This is a genomic window from Methylocystis sp. IM3, from assembly GCF_038070105.1.
In the GTDB taxonomy this organism is placed as follows: domain Bacteria; phylum Pseudomonadota; class Alphaproteobacteria; order Rhizobiales; family Beijerinckiaceae; genus Methylocystis.
In genome coordinates, this window is record NZ_JBBPBZ010000002.1 from 3,444,251 (window position 1) to 3,462,711 (window position 18,461).

Genomic DNA, 18,461 nt, shown 5'->3' on the forward strand with positions numbered 1-18,461 from the left:
GGCGCGCCGCGTTCTCGCCCGGAAAACTTGGTCCGGAAAACTGGCCGGGGGAAACTGGCCGGGGGAAGCTGGCTTGGTGGCGGCGGCTCTGCTATCAGCGCCGCATGACGCAAAAAACGCTGGAGGCCCTCCGCCGCGGCGGTCTGGCCGGGGCGCGAGAGTTGCGCCTTCCGGGACTCGACGAATTCCCGCGCGAGATCTTCGGATTGGCCGAGACGCTGGAGATTCTCGATCTCAGCGACGGCCGCCTCGAGTCGCTGCCCGAGGACATGAGCCGCCTGCGCAAGCTGCGCGTGCTGTTTTGCTCGGGGAATCGCTTCAGACGCCTGCCGCCTGCGCTCGGCGATTGTGGCGCGCTGCGCATGATCGGCTTCCGGCGCGTTGGCCTGCGCGAGGTTCCCGGCGAGTCACTGCCGCCGCAATTGCGCTGGCTCACGCTCACCGACAATGAAATCGAAGGCCTGCCGGCGGAGCTGGGCGAAAGGCCGCAACTGCAGAAGCTGATGCTCGCCGGCAACCGGCTCGCGTCCTTGCCCTCGACTCTCCGCAACGCGGAGAAGCTCGAACTCATTCGTTTGAGTTCGAACCGTTTCGACTCTCTGCCGTCCTGGCTTTCGGCCCTGCCCGCTCTCGCGTGGATTTCCTGGGGCGCCAACGCCTGCGAGCGCGAGATTGCGGCGCCGGCGCCCGCTCCCGCCTCGTTCTCGCAACTCGACATTGGCGCGCTACTCGGCGAAGGCGCATCGGGGCGGGTGCACCGGGCCACATGGCGCCGGGAGGGCGAAGCGGCGCGGTCGGTCGCCGTGAAGATTTTCAAAGGCGCGATAACGAGCGACGGCCTGCCGGCGCGCGAAATGGCCGCGAGTCTCACGGCGGGCGACCATCCCAATCTGACTGCCGCCCTCGGCCGCCTGTCGGATCATCCCGACGGCGCGCAAGCGATGCTCATGCCGCTGCTGCCGCCACACTGGCGAAGACTTGCAGGCCCGCCGGATTTCGAAAGCTGCAGCCGCGACGTTTATGATCCGGCGCTCCGCCTCTCAACCGAGGCGGGGCTCTCGCTTCTGCACGGCGTCGCGACGGCCGTCGCTCATTTGCACGCGCGCGGTCTGATGCACGGCGATCTCTACGCCCACAACATTCTATGGGACGGCGTCGCGGGAGAGGCGGCGCTTGGCGACTTCGGCGCGGCCTGTTCGCTTCCCTCGGGGCCGGAAGGCGACGCCTGGCGCCGCATCGAGTCGCGCGCGTTCGGGGTGCTGCTCGAGGAAGTGCTGGCCCGTTGCCCGCCCGAATCCGCCGCGATCCAGAAACTGCGCGACCTCGCGCGCGCCTGCCTTGGCAAGGAGGCGCGCGAACGCCCTCTCTTGACGGAGGCGGCAAGAGAAATCCAGGCAGTGGGCCACGGGTCGGCCTGAGATCTTGCGCGATTCATCTGCGTCGCGCCCTGGCTTTACCTCACGTAGATTCCACAACTGGCGCCGCTCTGACCGGCGCGTAAGGTGCGCTTGCGCAGATGAATGGCCAGCAAGAGCCTGCCTGCGCGGTCTGCGGGTGGGCAGACGTGGGCTGGCGGCCGCGGACTTCGCGTGAGGGGCGCGCCGTCAGCCCAGTTCGGCCGAACGCCGCTTCAGGCGCGCGCGCAGTTTCATGAGCCTGTCGACACGACAGGCGCGTGCGTATGGACACATCGCGCCCGATCCTGCTCGTCCATGATCGGGACAGGATCAGGGAGGAGACGATGTCTGATGATTTCAACAGTGAAGCGACGGTTGCTTCTGCGCTGGCGCTGCTGATGGCGGGCCTCTGCTGGGTCGTGCTGATGGCGCCGCTTGCGGCCGGATGACTTACAGGCCGCATTTTCGAAGCGCGAGTGACGCGACTAAAGTGCGATCAGCGTCGCGAGGGCGCCGATGCTCAAGAAGCCGGCGAGCGCGAGCAGGAATCCATCGATTTCCATGACATCCTCCCTTGCTTCCGCCTCTTGTGCGGGCGGCAATTGAGGACAATGCGCAAGAACAGGCAGGGTTCCGCCTCGGGTTTTTCCGGATCGTTTCCAGAGGACGGCGGACGGACGAAACCAGGCCCAAAGGCGGGCCGTTCTACCAGTAGGGCGAGGTCGGAACGCCTCCCATGACTTCGTCGATCCGCTTTCGCACCGACTCGATCGCATCCTCCGGAAGCGCATCCGCGGGGAAAAATCCCGCTTCGACGATCTCCCTCGTCGGCGCGAACGGACCGGTCTGGCGGAAGCCGCGCACGACGAACAAGGTTTCGTGATTGTAGCGGCAGGCGTCGCGGTTGAGATAGACGCCGTGCAGAACCGGCGCTTCTCCCGAAAGGACGATATTCCCTTCCTCCCTGAGTTCTCGCGCCAGCGCGTCGAGCAATGTTTCGCCATGTTCGACGCCGCCCCCCGGCAGCCAGTATCCGGCGACATAGCTGTGGCGGACGAGAAGCACGCGCTTTTGCGCGTCGATGACGAGGCCGCGCACGCCCATGATCATGGGCCGCGTGATAAGTGCGGCGAGCGTAATCACCCTGGTCGCAAGGGGACGAGCGGGAAATCGTTTTGTCTCGGTCATGCCGGATCGGTTCTTGAAATAAATGCCGCCGCTTGGCGAGGGACCGCCATCGGTCATTGAGCGATTTTCGATGTGAATGACTGAAAGCCGGCGGCGTCCGAAGCCGGCGCGCTTGAGGCTCCCTAAACGGGCCGAAGCGCGATTTCGTGATAGACGGCCAGAGTTTGCTCGATCACCACGCGCTCGTCGAATTCGGCCAGGGCCTTTTCGCGCGCGGCCTCTCCCAATCGCCGAGCGAAGACTGGATCATCCTGCAGTCTCGCAATTGCTTCGGCAAGCGATACGGCGTCACGGACGGGGACCAACAGCCCATTGAGGCCGTGCGTCACGACTTCCCGACAGCCCGGCGCATCCGTCGTGATCAATGGCCGCGCGCAGGCGGCCGCTTCGATGAGGCTTTTGGGCAGCCCCTCGCGATAGCTCGGCAGGACCACAATATCGGCCCCGGCCATCAGGCCGGGCATGTCGGCCACATGGCCGAGCCACTCCACAAGGCCCTCTTCCCGCCAGGCGCGCAATTGCTCGTCCGCAATGGACGCCGGATTGCCGGGATCGGGCGCGCCGGCGAGAATAAAGCTTAGTCGTCTGCCTTGTGATTTGAGAATGCGCGCCGCTTCGATGAACTCTCCCACTCCCTTGTCCCACAACATACGCGCGGCGAGCACCACACGTAATGGCGCATCCGCCGAGGCGGTGGCGCTCCCCGGCAGGAAGCGGGAACAGTCGACCCCCGAACCGCGCAACAAGCGAATCCGTTCCGATGGCACGATGCGGGCTTTGTGAAACAATTGAACGTCGTCGGGGTTCTGCAAGATCAGGCGGGCGCGCTCGCCGCCAAGCGCAATGCGCATGAGCACCCGCACAGGGGTGCGAAGCAGCCTCGCTTTCAGCGAGTCGCTGGTGAACACATAGCCCATCCCCGCGACCGCATTGATGCGACCCACCTTGGCGAGGCGCCCGACCAGCGCGCCGTAAACAGCGCACTTGATGGTGAAGCCATGCACGACATCGGGTCGCTCTTCACGCATGAGCATAAATAACCAGCCGATAAGCGCGAGCTCTCGCAACGGATTGAGGCTCGCGCGCTCCATTGGCGCGGGAATCCAGGTAAATCCCAACTCCCTGAGTTTTATGCCGTAGGGACCAGGCGGCGACACGAGCAATACCTCGTGTCCTTCGGCGCGCAACGCGGCGGCGAGCGAACGCCGGAAATTATAGAGATACCAATCCGTGTTGGCGAAGAGGAGGCATTTCAAGCGTCACGCTCCTGTTGACGGGGGCGCCCTCGGCATCCCGGACAGCCTTGCGCGTCATCGGGAATGGGCATCGGGAATCTTGCGATCATACCGCGCATGGCCGGGGCTGACCCGACGATTCGGTTCTTGTTTCGGGATCAGCGCGAAAGCGATGGAGACGATCAGCTTTCCATTTCAGCGCCGATAGAGCCGCGCTCGTGGCGGCCTGGCGACGATCCCAGAGCCCTGCGCCGACATGCTCCAGGTCGATCTGCTGCTAAACCGCGGCTTTACGGACGTCATTGCCTCGATGAACCCCGGTTCCGCAGTATTCGGCTTGCGTTACGATCGAGAGTCCGCCGGAATCTCGAAGATCAGCGGCGATCCGCAAGACCCCGTCAAACAGTTCCAGGGTGCCCGGACCATCGATAAGATTGTGGGGATGCAGATACAGCAACGCTACGCGGTTATTGGCGACAGCGTCGTTGAGTATCGAGCGCCATCGCATGAGCGTAACCGCCTCTGGTATCGCTCGTCTCAAGCCGTGTCGCCAGTTCAGAAAATATCCGCCGGGGATACTAACAAGGCCGAAAGACGAAGGCTCGGCGTCTTGTGAAGGCTCCAAAATGTTGAGTTCCTGGACAAGATTGCCAATCCTGCCATGTCGCCCGACGTCGGGATGGGCGTTCCTGAATCCAACATATCCCTGGTCCGCCAGAAGAGGGATGTTCCCGACCTGATTTCTTGGAAAGACGAATGTCTTCAGATCGACCCCTTTTTTCTTGGCCAACTCCGTCGCACTCCGCAACTCGTAAGCCGCCTCCTCCGTTGTTACCGCGCCAAATCCCAGCGGAACATGTCTGAACCCGTGACAGGCGATCTCATGCCTTCCGTTGCCCCGAACCAGGTCGAATGCCTCGGGGCAAAACCACCCGTCGAAGTTTCCTGCGGCTTCCGCGCGACGAAAGTTTCTCATCCAGTTCGAGCCATCGACCTGAACATCCGACAGCCGCGGCATCCACTGGCTTACTTCGTCATCTGCCAAGAGAAGGGCCATCACAAACGCAAATGTCGCCGGCGCTTCATAAGCCGACAGCGTTCTCAACAGGGACTCATAGGCTCTTACTAACGCCTTCCTGGTGATGAACCCGCTTTCGATCCTGCCGTCGCGATCCGCGATTCCCCATTTTCCTTCGCAATCCAGCGAAATGATAAAAGTTCCCGGCATTGCTTCACTCTCCACACAAAGGACGCTCGAGCCGAGGCCTACATCGTATCAAAAGCGCCGCCAAACAGCGCCCATGCATGCCTTGAAAAAGGGCTTGCCGAATAGCAGGGCCAGCTAAGCGTGCGACTGATCAGCGCTGTCCGGCGAAAGGGGACAAAGCTGCGCCACAGCAACTGTTCATTGAGCGTTCTATCGGTCGATTTGGCAATCAGGAAGCGAGCGCCTTTATGACGCGCCCACGCGGCCACAGCATTCAAAACAACCTTCCGGCTGCCCTCGTCAGACCCGGCCATCTCGACGAGAGTGGCCTTCAACCCCTGCCGGGATCTGCGAAAACCGCACAGGGCCGCGCCACTGTGTCCGAAAGCTCCACGCACGTGAATCGAATAATACTCCGAGTCCGGCACACTGCGATAACGGTAGGCGGTCCACTGCGCGGAGCGGCTCATCTGCCATCTTCGCCTGAGAAGAGGAAGCGCTTCAAAGTGGGCAGCAAGATCGGGTGGGCAGTCACGTCGAACAGAGCACCCTGATAGGCTGGGGTCCTTGCTTTCGCAAATCCACCCGCCGTCTTGCTCGATCCACCGCATATTTCGGTAGGGCGCCGGCGCGAGTGGCCGCAGTGCTTCGATAATATTACCCACGTGGCACCAGTTCAACGGCCCTATGTTGCCCGCGTAGGCCGCGCGATTGGGCGCGCCGAACATCACGCTTATCTTCTCACCATCGCAGATTTCATAACAACGGCATGCCAGTTCTCGCAGCATGCCTTTTCCCTGGAAGTCCGGATGCACCATGCTGTCGATAGGTTGCCCCCCAAGAACCTGCGACTGCCCATCCGACAGCAACAGGGGCCAAACCATGTAAAAACCGACAATCCGTTCCCCATAGAGTCCCAGGATCGCGGGACACACACCCGTAAGCGTCTCATTCCAATGCTTCAGGTCATATTCTATGCTTCGATTTTCGCCCCAAACTGTTTCAAACAGTTCTCGGAGTCGCATGAAGTCAGATGCCTCGTATCTTGCATACCTCACGTCTCGCAATTGAGGCGACGATCCTTTTTCCATTGACGGCCTCAAAACATCGAAATCACACGAATTAAAACCAAGTTTGATAAGGAAGATAGCACGCCTCGAAAAGGGACGAAACCATCACCCAGGTCAAGAGAGTCACCCCTCCAACGGCATAAGGCGCAACTGCGAACATGGCCGCATTCGGACCTTTTATGAGAAAGGGAATGCGGGCGAGCACCATGTACTGAATAGGCGCGAGGTAGAATCCGAACCGATCTCCGCCAACGGATGAAAAGAAAGAAAACGGAAAAACCGCCACCATTAAATAAGACGTCAACTTGATGAATTTATAGTCTTTTACATAAAGAAGTTTCCATTTTCGATCGAGATACCACAAAAACGCCGCGCCGGTGAGAGCAATCAGTCCTGTCCGGAAAGGGGCGCCGAATGCTTCAGTCGCCGTCCCAACATACCGCCTCGAATAGAATTCGAAGGCCTCGCTCGTCAATAGATAATAAATGCCCGGCATCGCGATGAGCCCCCCCAAAATGATGCGCTGTCGGGAAAAACGTCCTCGCACGAATGGCGTCAACATCAGGAAAGCGCCAGCACTTGTGTGGAACATAGACGCGATCAAAGTGAAAAGAACGCAACGCAGGAGGCTCATGTCGATGAAGGCGTTGAATGCGAAACAAAGAATCCCCAGAGCGATCGCCTGACGTATCCCAGACATCGCAAGATTGATAATCAGAATTGGAAAGGATAGAATGAGAATAGAAAGTCGATCAGGCTGCCGCTTGGCTATTTGGTGCAGACCAAGAAAAAAAATTCCCGAGGAAACGACGTTAATGTAAGGATAATCGAGTTGCAAGTAGTGCAGCAGACTGTTTAACAACCAGAAAGCCTGCTCGGTGGTGCTGCTGGTCTCGTAAATACGAGAATTTTCGAAGATGACCAGATAGCCGCCCCAATCACAGCCTACGCGATACCGAAATCCGACAAACAGGAAAAGGACAAAAAGCCATAGGTAGTAAAATTGGTTTCTTAGCGGACCGTTTCCTCTCGAGACGAACCCACTCAGCAAAAGGCTGACATACACCAGGATATATATCACAGATCGGAACCGTGTCGTTAGATTACTGAGGAGAGAAGTCGCTGCAATTTAAGTGCGACTTGCGTGATGCAATAGCCAGGACTGCATCATCAAGATAGCCCAAATGCGCCATCCGGCGTTCTCCGCCTTTGACTGGTGATTTCTCCAAAGTAGCCTGACCCTGGACGGGTCGAATACTCCAGTAGAGGCGAGTTGCGCTTCACTTATAAGACTTTCGGCCCATTCACGAAGATCGCCCCGTAGCCATTGGTCGAGCGGAATCGCAAAACCTTGTTTTGGTCGTTCCATTAAATCGCGTGGGACGTGCCTGTAGAGAATGTCCCGCAGGATGCGCTTGCCGATACGTCCGTCAATCTTGGCGTTTAAAGGCAGTCGCCAAGCGAGCTCCACGACGCGCCGATCCAGAAAAGGCGCGCGCGTTTCCAGTGAGGCGCTCATCGCAGCACGATCGACTTTCACAAGGATATCGCCTGGCAGATAAGTCACGGCGTCCATCGCCATCATCCACTCCTCGAGGCAAAGAATTTTGTCCAGCCCCTCGCTCAGGCCTAAACCCGGCGTTTCTGACTCTGGTTGCAGCAATACCTCAGCCGGGTCGGAAAACGTGCTGACGATCTCTCGATAGAGACTCTGTGAATCATGGGCACGCGCGATGACGCCGCCGAACTTTGACAGCTTGTCGATTGTGGTGAGTGGAAGACCGATAATATCGGCGGCAGAGCGCAATACCGACCGATCATTTGCCCCGAAGGACTGCAGGGCTGCGATCAGGCGCCCCCCTGCAATGCGCCCTATTTTTGGGACTGCACTGGAAATTCGCCAAAGGCCGGGAGCAAAGATGTAACGGTTGTAGCCGCCAAACATCTCATCTCCACCGTCCCCGGACAGCGCTACCGCTACATGCTGGCGTGTCATACGAGATAATAATAAGGTTGGAATCTGGGATGGATCAGCAAATGGCTCGCTATAGACTTTAGGGAGCTCTGGAACGACTGAGAGTGCGTCGGCCTCGGTGAGGATGAATTCCGTGTGCGTGGTCCCCAGGTGCTGCGCGACTAATCGAGCGTGCCCCGCTTCATTGAAACGTTGATTCTCGAAACCGATCGAAAACGTGCGTGTTGCGCCTCTCGAAGAACGTTGCATGAGCGCCGCGATGAGAGAAGAGTCTATGCCGCCGGAGAGAAAGCAACCCAGCGGAACGTCGCTGAGCATCTGCGAGGCGACAACTTCCTCAAGACAGGTCTCCACCTCACCACACAGCGCCTCGTAATCGCCTCGGCTGACTCGGCGCACGCCAGCCAGCGCGACGGCCTCGAGCGACCAGTAAGGTCTCGACGGAGACGCGTCGAACGGCGACGTCAAACGCAGAAAATGGCCAGGCTGCAGCTTCCGGATATTTTGGAAGATCGTTGCCGGTTCGGGAATGTACGAAAACCGTAGAAAAGCAGCGACTGCAGAACGGTCTATTTCATTATCGAACCCGGGATACGTCAACAGGGCGTCAAGCTCGGAAGCAAAGAGCAGCGCGCCATCCGACCAGCCATAATAAAGCGGCTTCTCGCCGAGTCTGTCGCGAGCCAATGTCAGATTGCGCGTCGCCCTATCCCAGAGACCGAACGCGAACATACCGCAAGTAAGATCGAGCGCCCGCTCCAGGCCCCAATAGGCAATGGCCGCAAGGAGCGTCTCGGTGTCGGAATGCCCACGCCAGTGAGCGACAGCCCCTTCATCTTCAAGCTTTATTCGCAGATCGAGGTGATTGTAAATTTCCCCATTGAACACAATAACATACCGCCCCGACAGATCTTCCATCGGCTGAGCGCCCGCCGGAGACAGATCGATAATGGATAGGCGGCGGTGTGCGAGTGCGATTCCGGATTCGCGATCCCCCCATTCACCTGAAGAATCGGGTCCTCTGTGGCGGATCGCCGTGGCCATCCGCCGAGCAAGGCGGCGAGCGTCTACGTCATTTTGCTTTCGAGCCAGCCAAATCCCCGCTATGCCACACATTTCACCAGCCCATCAAGCTTGATACATCCCGGATACTGTGTCGCAAGCATATTGAACGGAAACAAGCACGGCAATCAGGACGAGGAAGCGCCAACAAGCTCGCGCAACATGGCCGCGAGACGGGGCCCGTGCGTGCGCAACGAGTAATCAGCAACAATCTTATTTCTACCACGTTCCCCCATTGCACTGCGGAGCTCTGCACTTGTCACCAGCCGGCGAATGGCGGCCTCCCATTCTCGATCATCACGCGCTAGGTGACCATTTATCCCCTCGTCCACGATATGGGCGTTCACGCCGACCGGCGATGCGACTACTGGAATGCCGCACGCCATGTACTGAATCAGCTTATAGCCGCATTTGCCTTTTGCCCACGGCTCATCCGGGAGGGGCATGATGCCGATATCCATTCCCTGGATTAGCGCTACTTCACGGTCCTCCGCCCATTCCAGGAACTCGAACCGTGAGGGCATCGCACTGGGCCGCCCTGCGCCGACGATGCGAATGACGAGATCGAGTTCTTCAGCGAGGCGTTGGAGAAGGGGTACGAAGGGAAGCACGAAACTCCACGTTGACGGCGAGCCAATCCATCCCACGGTCAACGGCCCTCTGATATTTCGGCACTTTGGCGCTGGCTTGTACACCGCTGTATCGAGGACCGTCGGAACAATCACAGTGCGACGGGCAAAGTTGTCAGCATAGGCCTTCAGATAGGCGTTGCCGCAGACGCAAAGCGAAGATCCACTCATCAACGGCTGCAACTTCGAGCCCAAAACGTGACGAACGACTGGGTTCGGGTGCATGTCATACTGATGGAAAATCGCGTCATCAAAGTCATATACTACCGGCTTGCCGCTTAGCTTGCTTAGGCGCTCTAGTGAACCGGGCATATATGGAAACGTCTCGCAGTGAACCCAAATAAGGTCAAATGCGCTAGCGTTGCACAGCACCAAAGCCCGAGTCAGATAGGCGTTCAGGATCGATAGAAAGGGGAGAGTGTTTCCCCCGTAAGCCCGCTCGAGATACTCGTTGGTCAGGAGAGGAGAGAAGGTGACCTCGATCCCTTGGCTAGCAAAATGCTCTCTATATTGGAGCAAGCGTTGCCGTGTGCTAGCTGCTTTGTCTCCATATTTCATCAAGGCTAATATCTTCATCGAGAAACGGCCCCATTCAAGACGCGACAAATCAACTCTTTCGTCCTACGGCGCACCAATATGGCTCTTCCTCGAGAAAATGGATGTCAGTCAGACCCGCGCGTTGCATCATCATATCGATTTCGGAGCGGGTAAATCGCTGCTCCAATGGCGTCCCAAAGCGGTCCCGGCTATCGGTACGCATCGCGTAAAACGACTTGTCTCGATAGAAATACAACGGGGCGTTTCTCACCCGCAAGCCGAGACGTTCACCAAGCAGCGCCAATCGTGCGAGCGGAAAGTATATTAATAATGCAATGACGTCAGTCGCTAACGACTTGAATGGTCCGGGGAGCCGGCTAATGATTGCACGCACTACCTCGCTTGCGCGCCAGAGCAGACTGAACCAGAGCGGCCGGTTATCGAAACGATAGTAAAGGTAGATCAGTAACGGCGCCCCTGGCTTTAGGAGGTCCACGCAGGCGCGCAAAGCAGCTTCAGTATCAGGGATATGATGCAACACGCCAAGCGAGTAGCCAAAATCTTGGCTCGCGCAGCGCAAAGGGACGGCGTCGGCGAGCGCGTGGTAGAAGTGGACGTTCTCGTGACTCGCCAGGGTGCGTCGCGCAATCGACAACGCCCCCTCAGACGCATCAATACAGTTCAGCCTGCCTACCCGAGGAGCTACTAAACGAGCCCAACGGCCTGACCCGCAGCCCATATCAAAACCTTCAGGGTTTTGTGGCAGGGAGCTCCATGGGAATATCTTAAAATAAAGCGAAAAGGCTCGGATGAGTTCATTTTCCGAGAGTGCAGACTGATCGAAGCGCGTCCATTCATCCCCGAATGAAGCCACCGTCTCGGCGTCAACGTTGGCGGACTCGCGCATAGTAGGCCTATTTTCTCCGTCCGTCATATTGTCTCCAGCTTATATGACCGCCCAAAAGTTCAGTCCGAGCAACAGCTACGTGTTCGCCTCTTCGACCCAGAGGTTATGTCGCAAATCATGCCTTTTCAAGTTTGCAGGTCGAAGCAGAGCGACGTGATCGATAGTTCTTTGGAGGGACCGAGGTTGGACAAGCACTGGGTTTGAAAAGAAAACACAACGGCACCCGGATCCTACCATGGCGACTTATCATCGCGTCTTGAGTATGTGCCCGATCGATCAGGTCGACCCTCTTTTATTTCTCGGTATTGTGCCAGCGTCGCGTGCTTTCAACTTTGCTCGGCGGACCTCCGCCTTTCCCAGTTCCTCGCGGATCCGCCGCAGTCTGACCTCTTCGGCGACAATGCGTCATGTAGCACGACGGGATTGATATACGCGGCGTCAATTCACGAGTTTCGGCGCGGCTGACGCCTTCGAGACTATCACGAGCAACCAGGTTTCGCCGAGGTCCGGACACTCCGGCCACGCGCCGGCGCCCGGCTTCGCCAAATTAATACAAGCAATCTGGCCGTTCGGCTCGCACCGCGCGGTCGGGCCTTTGCCAAAGGCGAGGGAGCGCAAATCTCGATTGATGAGATGCAAATGGAACCTTTTCAACGAAATCGACCACGGTCAGCCCATGAAGTGCGGACATGTGATGCGTGCCGAGCGCGCTCTTCTTAAATCCCGGCCTGATCTCGGTAACAAGTTCTTCCTTGTACGATTCCTCCGTCAGTTCAGTGATCTCAAAAACAGACGTATGGTGACCATATAAATCAAAACCCTGAGCCTGCGCGACTCGGTACAACCGGCCGTTCTGATCATGCACGCATCCCCCATTACGGGCGTGCCCGGGATCGAACACGATCGGGTTCTTCGGATGGGAGTTCCAACGGGTGGCTTTGGGCGAATCCGAATAGTAGAGATGCAATTCTCCCCCGCAGTCATTCAGACCGGAGCGGTCGATATTCGTTAAAAGCCACCATCTCGAGTTATGATGAAACAACATCGAGTCAGCGGCGGAAAGATCGTCGATTAATATCGTATCTAACTCCCATTCACATGGAAATTTCTTGCATCGGTAAAGCCTGATCTGCCGCGCGGCGCAACTTTCTGGGATCATATAAACGTCTTCTTCAAAGCGAAAAACGAATGGAAACGATAAATGAAACGGCTCGACCAAGCACGGACCGTGTTCTCTGTAATAGCCTGGACCAACCTCGAACACACTTATTTTTGCTTTATTCTCCTTTGATGAGAAATCCTCAACAAAGCAGTATGTTTTTCCAGCCTCACTGACAAGGAACGGATCAGCCAGAAATCGACCTGGTTCGACGCGAATGACCATTCCTTCATATAGAGTGGCGTCTCGCCAATCCTCCGGGATGACCAGGACACTCCATCGCATCTGCATTCCGAGAAGCTTGGATAATGCCCAACCCAGCAATCGTGAAGCCAGCTTAATGCCATAAACGAGCCAGACGAAGATGCTCGGCGCTTCGTTGAGCGGACCGCTGTACGGTAATTTGGGCTCCGCTGGCGGCAGGCGCCCAAGCTCACCGATGTCTTGCAGAAGATATTTTAAACGTTCGCTCGCCCTCCTCGCCAAAAATGCTTGATTGAGAGAGTAAAAGAACTGTGTCGTGACATAGCCGATCACCAACAGTTCGGCTGAGGCGTTCAGGCGCTCGATCACGAATCCTGTTTTCGCGCATCCGTGAAAGCATTCCCAGAAACCAATTGGGCATTCCCGCGTGGCATGCGTGTCGCTGAGCCGTAGACGGATCGTCCCAAGTCGCGAAGAATCTTCAATTCCGGGTAGAAGATCGCAGCCGTCCAACGCAATAAAAAGATCAATGTTTTGATCCCTTAATTCGGCCGATACAATCTCACCTGGACGACCGATACATTCCGCATGTGTACCGAGCGAGACGTCGATCTTATGTGGAATCAAAGCAGAAATGTCGCACTGTTCGAAATGGTCTGCATGAATGCCATTATTGTATCGCTCAAGCAAACTCCGCTCGACGAATTCTACTAACCGCCGCGGGAAAGATTTCCATTTATGATCCCGCTTGGGAGCATTTTCCCTATGGTCTTCGTCAACTTTGTTTACGACAATCAAGTGGGATACATCTATAGACTCTTGTTTGGAGGCCCAAATTACAAATTGCTGCACGTATTTTGGAACGTCTACGCTATCTGTAATCAAACCAACTCTGAGCTTGTGCATTCAAGCGTCCTCAAGTGTAGGTTTACACGCTGTCAGTAGGCGTCAAGATCAGAGGCTTGGATTCGCCACTTGCGCGCGTTTACGCCGAACGTCCGCTGGGAGAGTTGGCGGGTAATAAACGGCGCGTCTTTGAATCGGAAAAAACCGCATCTGCGCATCGCAGGAATCAAATCTTCGTCATTCGTGATAGACAGCATAATTGGATGACCGGCGCGCCCCGCATTGGCGACTGCCGCACTAACGGCGCCGATCCGCGCGGCCAGACTTAATCCCATTACTTCGGATAAGACAGCATTGCCGGTTTGAGGATCGACGCCCCAAGTTGCAAATGCGTGGGGTTTGCCCCCGCATCCGTTCACTGAGATCCACTGATGATTCAATCCTGCTTCGGGGGAGAAGCGCCACCTAAGCCTAGAGCGGGTTCGATCCACCTGACAGACGCGGCTAGTCTCCCCCCACTCGTCAAGAAATCGATCCAATTCACAATCACTTGGCGCCTCGTTAGCGATCTCGTAACCCTGCGAGCTGCCCTTTGGTATCAGGTTCGACAAAGAATCCGCCATCGTACCGAGAACCGGAGGAATCCTCCTATGTTTCGAAGGCTTGAGGGGCCGCACCCACATGCCCACATTGCCGGAGTGCGTCCAGCCCAATCGATTTATCCAGCCAGGATAAGCATTGCTGTTCGGGAACCCATAGAGTAATTCGATCCCCTGCTCTGCCGCCAATTCCATCGCCGCTTCGGCCAGCGCCACGAACATTCCCTGGCGCTGATAATCGGGGTCCGTCATGATGTCTACCGCCTGAGCGCCGAGAACTCGCTCTCCGCCAATGCGTAACGGAGCACCCCATAACGCACAGTGACCGATAATTCTCCCCTCTGCCTCTGCGACCGTGATTATTGACCGCGCATCGTTGCCCCAGAATTTCCAAATATAGGCCGAGTCGTCCCGGTCGAAATGAAAAACCTTTCTGAAAAGCGATTGAATGCCCGCCGCATCATCCCGCGCCGCCTCTCGGACGACCCATTTAGGTTTGCTCATTTTATTCTCACGATTTTCAGTCGAATGTGATTACATCCTGCACTGGGAGAGAGCACAGGCAGCAAAAAGGCATAGTTTGTTGTCCCAAGTTGGGCGCGGCGCTCCTATTGATCAACATATCGGACTGTATTTTGCATTGTACTGCCTAATTGGCTCAAGTCCGGATTCGTTTCCCTGATAATTCTCTCAGTATCGACGAGGTATGATCACAGATCGATTCTCAGGACGCTCGTGTGTCCCCACGGGCCCTGCACGCATATTTGCTTCGACGCGCCACCAAGCATGCGGTCCTGTGCTGAAACGTTATCAAGAGGCGTCGAGAAGCATTCTCCTGATTCCCTGCGGGAGCCTTTACGGCGGGGCGCGGCCTTTGTCGTAAATTTGAAGTCTGGACTGCCGGACATCTCTTGAGAGGCGCACAGCCTCGGACGGCTCTGCGAAAATCAACCGAATTCCTCGTCACCGGCGCCGGACGGAGGCGATCGGGTCGATCAGGAACAGCGATGCCTCTCCTCCGCCCCCGCCCTCTGGTCATTCGATCTCCGATGGCGGCGCTTGCCACCCGCCGTGGCCCTGGACGGTATCTCCACAGCGTCGGCCATATGACCAACTCTGGTAGCAAGCCGTCCAAGCCCGATGCTTTTACGTCGCCCAGCTATGTGAGCGACACGCATCGGGCGGATTATGCGACCCCCGCAGCGACGCTAAACAGTTCATCTGATAAATACGGCGCAAGCCCTCGCACTCTTGCAGAGCGCGAGGCGTCATATTCGCGGAAAGATCAACGTTACTTGTTCCGAAGAGAAGTGATGGCCCGAAAAAAAACGGGCGGCAACCAATCCTTAAGGTGGCTGTACATGCTTACACGCCAGGCCTGATAACGATCTGCAAAGGATTCACCATCTCTTGGTACGTATATCGTACTATTGGATGGGATATCTTCGATAATTTTCGGCGATGCTGTATAATAGTATAATGCGATCGACCTTCTGTTGATTCCATGTGGGCTATTCAGGGGATCCGGGTGGCCGTGGAAAGAATAGGCGTCCGTGTTGAAAATCGCACAACGATTCAGTATGGGATCTATCGTCACTATCTCATTTTTGATGGAACGGTCCCATAAGCCCAGCTGGCCGCCCCATTTTGGGTCCCACCCAGGATTTAGATAGATCAACAAATTGATTCGGCGCTGCAATCGCAGGGGCTCGTTGACCCGGAAATCCGCATGAACTCCAAGAAGTCCGCCGGTCGACGTCTCGTGAAACCCGCCTCCGCTGAAATAAGGATCGGGTATCAAACCTTTAATTCCCGTGAGATTTTCCAGGAATTGGAGCACTGGCGCAGAGTTCAGAAATGCAAACAAATCTCTAACGAAGCGATTACAGTCATTTGGGTGAACTGCGCGTTTGTGGTGACCCGCATATCCCTTCTCGAACAGCATATCTCTTTCAAGCTCTTGTGTCGGAAAGTTTTGCAGGATCTCCCCGATCAGGGGAGCCGGTAAAAAGTCATCTAGCACGATGTGTGGAAAAGGTTTTGCCGAGCGATACTGCGAGGAAAATCTGCCGCCGAATTCTTGTGCGTCCCTTTCGTTCAAATTGAGCCCATCGGATAGATCGATAGGCAGGGTTGCGGATGGAGGGTGTAAAGCCATTTACGTTTTCCTCTGTAATTAACGGGGCTTTCGAGTCGGACTATATCCAACTACCCGCAAGGCGCTTGTTGGCTACAGTTCTCCGGAACTTTCACAAAGACCGGTGTTGCGTCTTTATTCGAAGAGGCGGTTGCGTCGCAGTTTTCAAAGCGGATCTGGCAAGCGACCCTATGGGCTTGATACGACCCCTCGACACCAGCCCTTATTTCAAAGGGAGTTGTTGCCGCGCTTCTCCGATAAATTGGTTGTACAAAGGATGCTCAAAATCGTGATGTATGTACATCGCATAGTGCCATGGTAGCGGCGCGTCTTTAAGGAAATTTCTGCACTCGGCTATCTTCTGACTTTCGTGACTGGCATTATACTCTTCTATCGCCGCCAGTTGACCGACTGATTTGGAATACATCTCAGTTTCGCCTCCTATGGTGTCGTCGAAATAGTTTATTATTCTTGGGAGACGCATAGAGGCATCAATTGAAAATATCTCGAGGCACTCTTTTGTGGACGAGTAGAAATCCATGTCATGGGCTATGAATCCTATCGGCGCCGGCTTATATGTTTCGGCGAACTCCTTTCTCACATCCTTTATGTTTCCAAGCACAAGCTTTGCTATCTGCAATTTGGGCTTCAACGCCTCCTGGTTCATGGCAAAAAACCCTCGCTGCCAATGGTGCGGAAGATCTCTGAAACCTTGCGGCTCAGGTAGCCCCTCGCCTGTGTCGAAACCGTACACTTCGATTTTCACACCGGTTGCCGCCGAGGCTTTTTTAGCATGATACTGGAGGTTAAGTAACCCATTGCCGCCCGCTACGCCGAATTCGATGACAGATATAGAGTCGAGGCCAAGCTGTTTAGCGAGCCGCGCCGCATTCAATGTCCCATATGCGTAATGAGGCCGATCTTCCAAGTAGCAATCAACGCGGGTTTCATATTTAGGCCATCCTAATCGCCTTGCAACGGCGCCTAGCAGAGCGATTTTGATATTCGGATGCGTAACAATCCTAGAGAAATTCATTCTCTTGTTCTCCGCTTATAGCTGGTAACTGCTCGCTAGTTGTTCTCGGAAACGTTCGACTGAAAACCTCATCGGATAGATACATTTCGCCTTTTCTCCGAGAGATTGCGCGTATTCTGGATGCTCCAATAGATGGAGGATTTTTTCAGCCAGCGATTCGACGTCGCCAACTTGAATCAGCAGCCCGGTTTCACCGGGAGAAATGATTTCCTCCGGGCCACCACATTTCGTTGCGATCACAGCGACACCGGCCAATCCCGCTTCTAGAGTGGTCATAGAAAAGGACTCTGATTCTGACAGGGTCAGGGCGACAATTGCACCCGAGAGCATCTCCGAAAAGTCTCGGCAAAAAGAGTGGAAAAATATTCTGTCTTGCAATCCCGTCGATATGCACATTGTTTTCAACGATTCAAGAAAAATTTCATTCCTTGGGATTCCGAGGGTGCTGCCGTAAAAATGCAATTCAGCAGTTGGTGCGATGTGGGCGATCTTGAGGAATGCACATAACGCTAAACGCTGCCCTTTCCCCTCCATATAATTTGCAACTTGTACTATTCGCGGTGGAGTTCCTACCGACAAACTCGAAGAATGAGGAATCGCGTCGCGCGGATATGCATCGTAAATCAAAGTCGATTTCGACTCCAAGCCCGAGGCTTTTCGAATAAATCTGGAAACCACAACCATTTCGTCTGATGCTAGGGCCGCGATATGCATGAGAATCGGTGCAGCAAACCCTGCATAATTTCTCGGATGTATTCGAACCCATGTTACTATCCGCCCCCTATAACCTAATAATCTCAGAACCGCCCCATGCATTAAATAGAAGTCATTGATCTGCACAGCCTTTGCGTTCAATTCTGCGGCCCATTTTCTAATAGCGAGCGCCGATCTGATCAACTGGATGAAATAGAAGGGGACCTCTTTAATATTCCTATTCAAATCAAATAACGGAACTCTAATTACTTTCGAAAATGCAGCCAAGTCTTCATCCCTCAGGCTCGAATCTTCTGGGATGACAATGGCTATATTTGCCTGCTCCTTCATGACGAGCGCGATGTTTTTAACGGCTACAAAGGCGCCTGTCGGAGACTTCGCGTTTACCAGGATAAGGATTACAGGGAGTTTATTCATTCCAATTCTTCTGTTTTCTGTTCGATTCAACTGAAGAGCGCATCTGACTTGCCTTTCCCCTTTGCATACAGACCCTAGCCCATATCAACAGTGCTCGATCTCGGCCGCTTTTCCACACCGGAACAAGCGCACGAGCTTGGAT

Annotated in this window: 15 protein-coding genes; 2 read left to right on the top strand and 13 right to left on the bottom strand. The window is 55.7% G+C overall.

The genetic code is table 11. From position 1 onward, the window contains the following. Nucleotides 1-104 precede the first annotated feature (104 nt). Both WOC76_RS18815 and WOC76_RS18820 read left to right on the top strand, forming a co-directional pair. A complete protein-coding gene (locus WOC76_RS18815; RefSeq protein WP_341104616.1) occupies nucleotides 105-1,418 on the top strand; it encodes a leucine-rich repeat-containing protein kinase family protein in 1,314 nt (437 codons plus the stop codon). Between the two features lie 263 nt (nucleotides 1,419-1,681). Next, nucleotides 1,682-1,846, top strand: a complete 165-nt coding sequence (locus WOC76_RS18820; RefSeq protein WP_341104615.1) for a hypothetical protein — start codon at nucleotides 1,682-1,684, stop codon at nucleotides 1,844-1,846. Between the two features lie 256 nt (nucleotides 1,847-2,102). Here the strand turns inward: WOC76_RS18820 and WOC76_RS18825 are convergent, their stop codons facing one another. The 13 genes from WOC76_RS18825 to WOC76_RS18885 all read right to left on the bottom strand — a co-directional run bounded on the left by WOC76_RS18825 (nucleotide 2,103) and on the right by WOC76_RS18885 (nucleotide 18,319). Beyond that, nucleotides 2,103-2,585 (bottom strand): NUDIX domain-containing protein, encoded by a 483-nt coding sequence (locus tag WOC76_RS18825; RefSeq protein WP_445730666.1) that lies wholly within the window; start codon nucleotides 2,583-2,585, stop codon nucleotides 2,103-2,105. A gap of 122 nt (nucleotides 2,586-2,707) precedes the next feature. Then, nucleotides 2,708-3,841 carry a glycosyltransferase family 4 protein gene (locus tag WOC76_RS18830; RefSeq protein ID WP_341104611.1) on the bottom strand — a complete coding sequence of 378 codons (1,134 nt, stop codon included), beginning with the start codon at nucleotides 3,839-3,841 and terminating at the stop codon, nucleotides 2,708-2,710. A gap of 256 nt (nucleotides 3,842-4,097) precedes the next feature. After that, nucleotides 4,098-5,048 (bottom strand): polysaccharide deacetylase family protein, encoded by a 951-nt coding sequence (locus WOC76_RS18835; RefSeq protein ID WP_341104610.1) that lies wholly within the window; start codon nucleotides 5,046-5,048, stop codon nucleotides 4,098-4,100. A gap of 38 nt (nucleotides 5,049-5,086) precedes the next feature. Then, nucleotides 5,087-6,118 carry a GNAT family N-acetyltransferase gene (locus WOC76_RS18840; RefSeq protein ID WP_341104608.1) on the bottom strand — a complete coding sequence of 344 codons (1,032 nt, stop codon included), beginning with the start codon at nucleotides 6,116-6,118 and terminating at the stop codon, nucleotides 5,087-5,089. Nucleotides 6,119-6,149: 31 nt separating this feature from the next. Further along, complete coding sequence (locus WOC76_RS18845) at nucleotides 6,150-7,163, bottom strand: EpsG family protein (protein WP_341431533.1); 1,014 nt, start codon at nucleotides 7,161-7,163, stop codon at nucleotides 6,150-6,152. 63 nt (nucleotides 7,164-7,226) lie between these two features. Beyond that, nucleotides 7,227-9,188: an asparagine synthase (glutamine-hydrolyzing) gene (asnB, locus tag WOC76_RS18850; protein ID WP_341431534.1), complete on the bottom strand. Its 1,962-nt coding sequence runs from the start codon at nucleotides 9,186-9,188 to the stop codon at nucleotides 7,227-7,229. Between the two features lie 74 nt (nucleotides 9,189-9,262). Then, nucleotides 9,263-10,369, bottom strand: a complete 1,107-nt coding sequence (locus tag WOC76_RS18855; RefSeq protein ID WP_341389357.1) for a glycosyltransferase family 4 protein — start codon at nucleotides 10,367-10,369, stop codon at nucleotides 9,263-9,265. Nucleotide 10,370: 1 nt separating this feature from the next. Continuing rightward, nucleotides 10,371-11,234 (bottom strand): class I SAM-dependent methyltransferase, encoded by an 864-nt coding sequence (locus WOC76_RS18860; protein ID WP_341431535.1) that lies wholly within the window; start codon nucleotides 11,232-11,234, stop codon nucleotides 10,371-10,373. Between the two features lie 520 nt (nucleotides 11,235-11,754). After that, nucleotides 11,755-13,476 carry a glucosamine inositolphosphorylceramide transferase family protein gene (locus WOC76_RS18865; protein WP_341431536.1) on the bottom strand — a complete coding sequence of 574 codons (1,722 nt, stop codon included), beginning with the start codon at nucleotides 13,474-13,476 and terminating at the stop codon, nucleotides 11,755-11,757. Nucleotides 13,477-13,508: 32 nt separating this feature from the next. Further along, complete coding sequence (locus WOC76_RS18870; RefSeq protein ID WP_341104596.1) at nucleotides 13,509-14,519, bottom strand: GNAT family N-acetyltransferase; 1,011 nt, start codon at nucleotides 14,517-14,519, stop codon at nucleotides 13,509-13,511. Between the two features lie 787 nt (nucleotides 14,520-15,306). Further along, on the bottom strand, nucleotides 15,307-16,173 hold the full coding sequence (locus WOC76_RS18875) for a 2OG-Fe(II) oxygenase (RefSeq protein ID WP_341104595.1): 867 nt from the start codon (nucleotides 16,171-16,173) through the stop codon (nucleotides 15,307-15,309). Nucleotides 16,174-16,375: 202 nt separating this feature from the next. Further along, the gene (locus WOC76_RS18880; RefSeq protein WP_341104594.1) at nucleotides 16,376-17,188 is read right to left on the bottom strand and encodes a hypothetical protein; all 813 of its coding nucleotides are present in this window, start codon (nucleotides 17,186-17,188) and stop codon (nucleotides 16,376-16,378) included. 15 nt (nucleotides 17,189-17,203) lie between these two features. Continuing rightward, nucleotides 17,204-18,319, bottom strand: a complete 1,116-nt coding sequence (locus WOC76_RS18885) for a glycosyltransferase family 4 protein (protein WP_341104592.1) — start codon at nucleotides 18,317-18,319, stop codon at nucleotides 17,204-17,206. Nucleotides 18,320-18,461 lie beyond the last annotated feature (142 nt).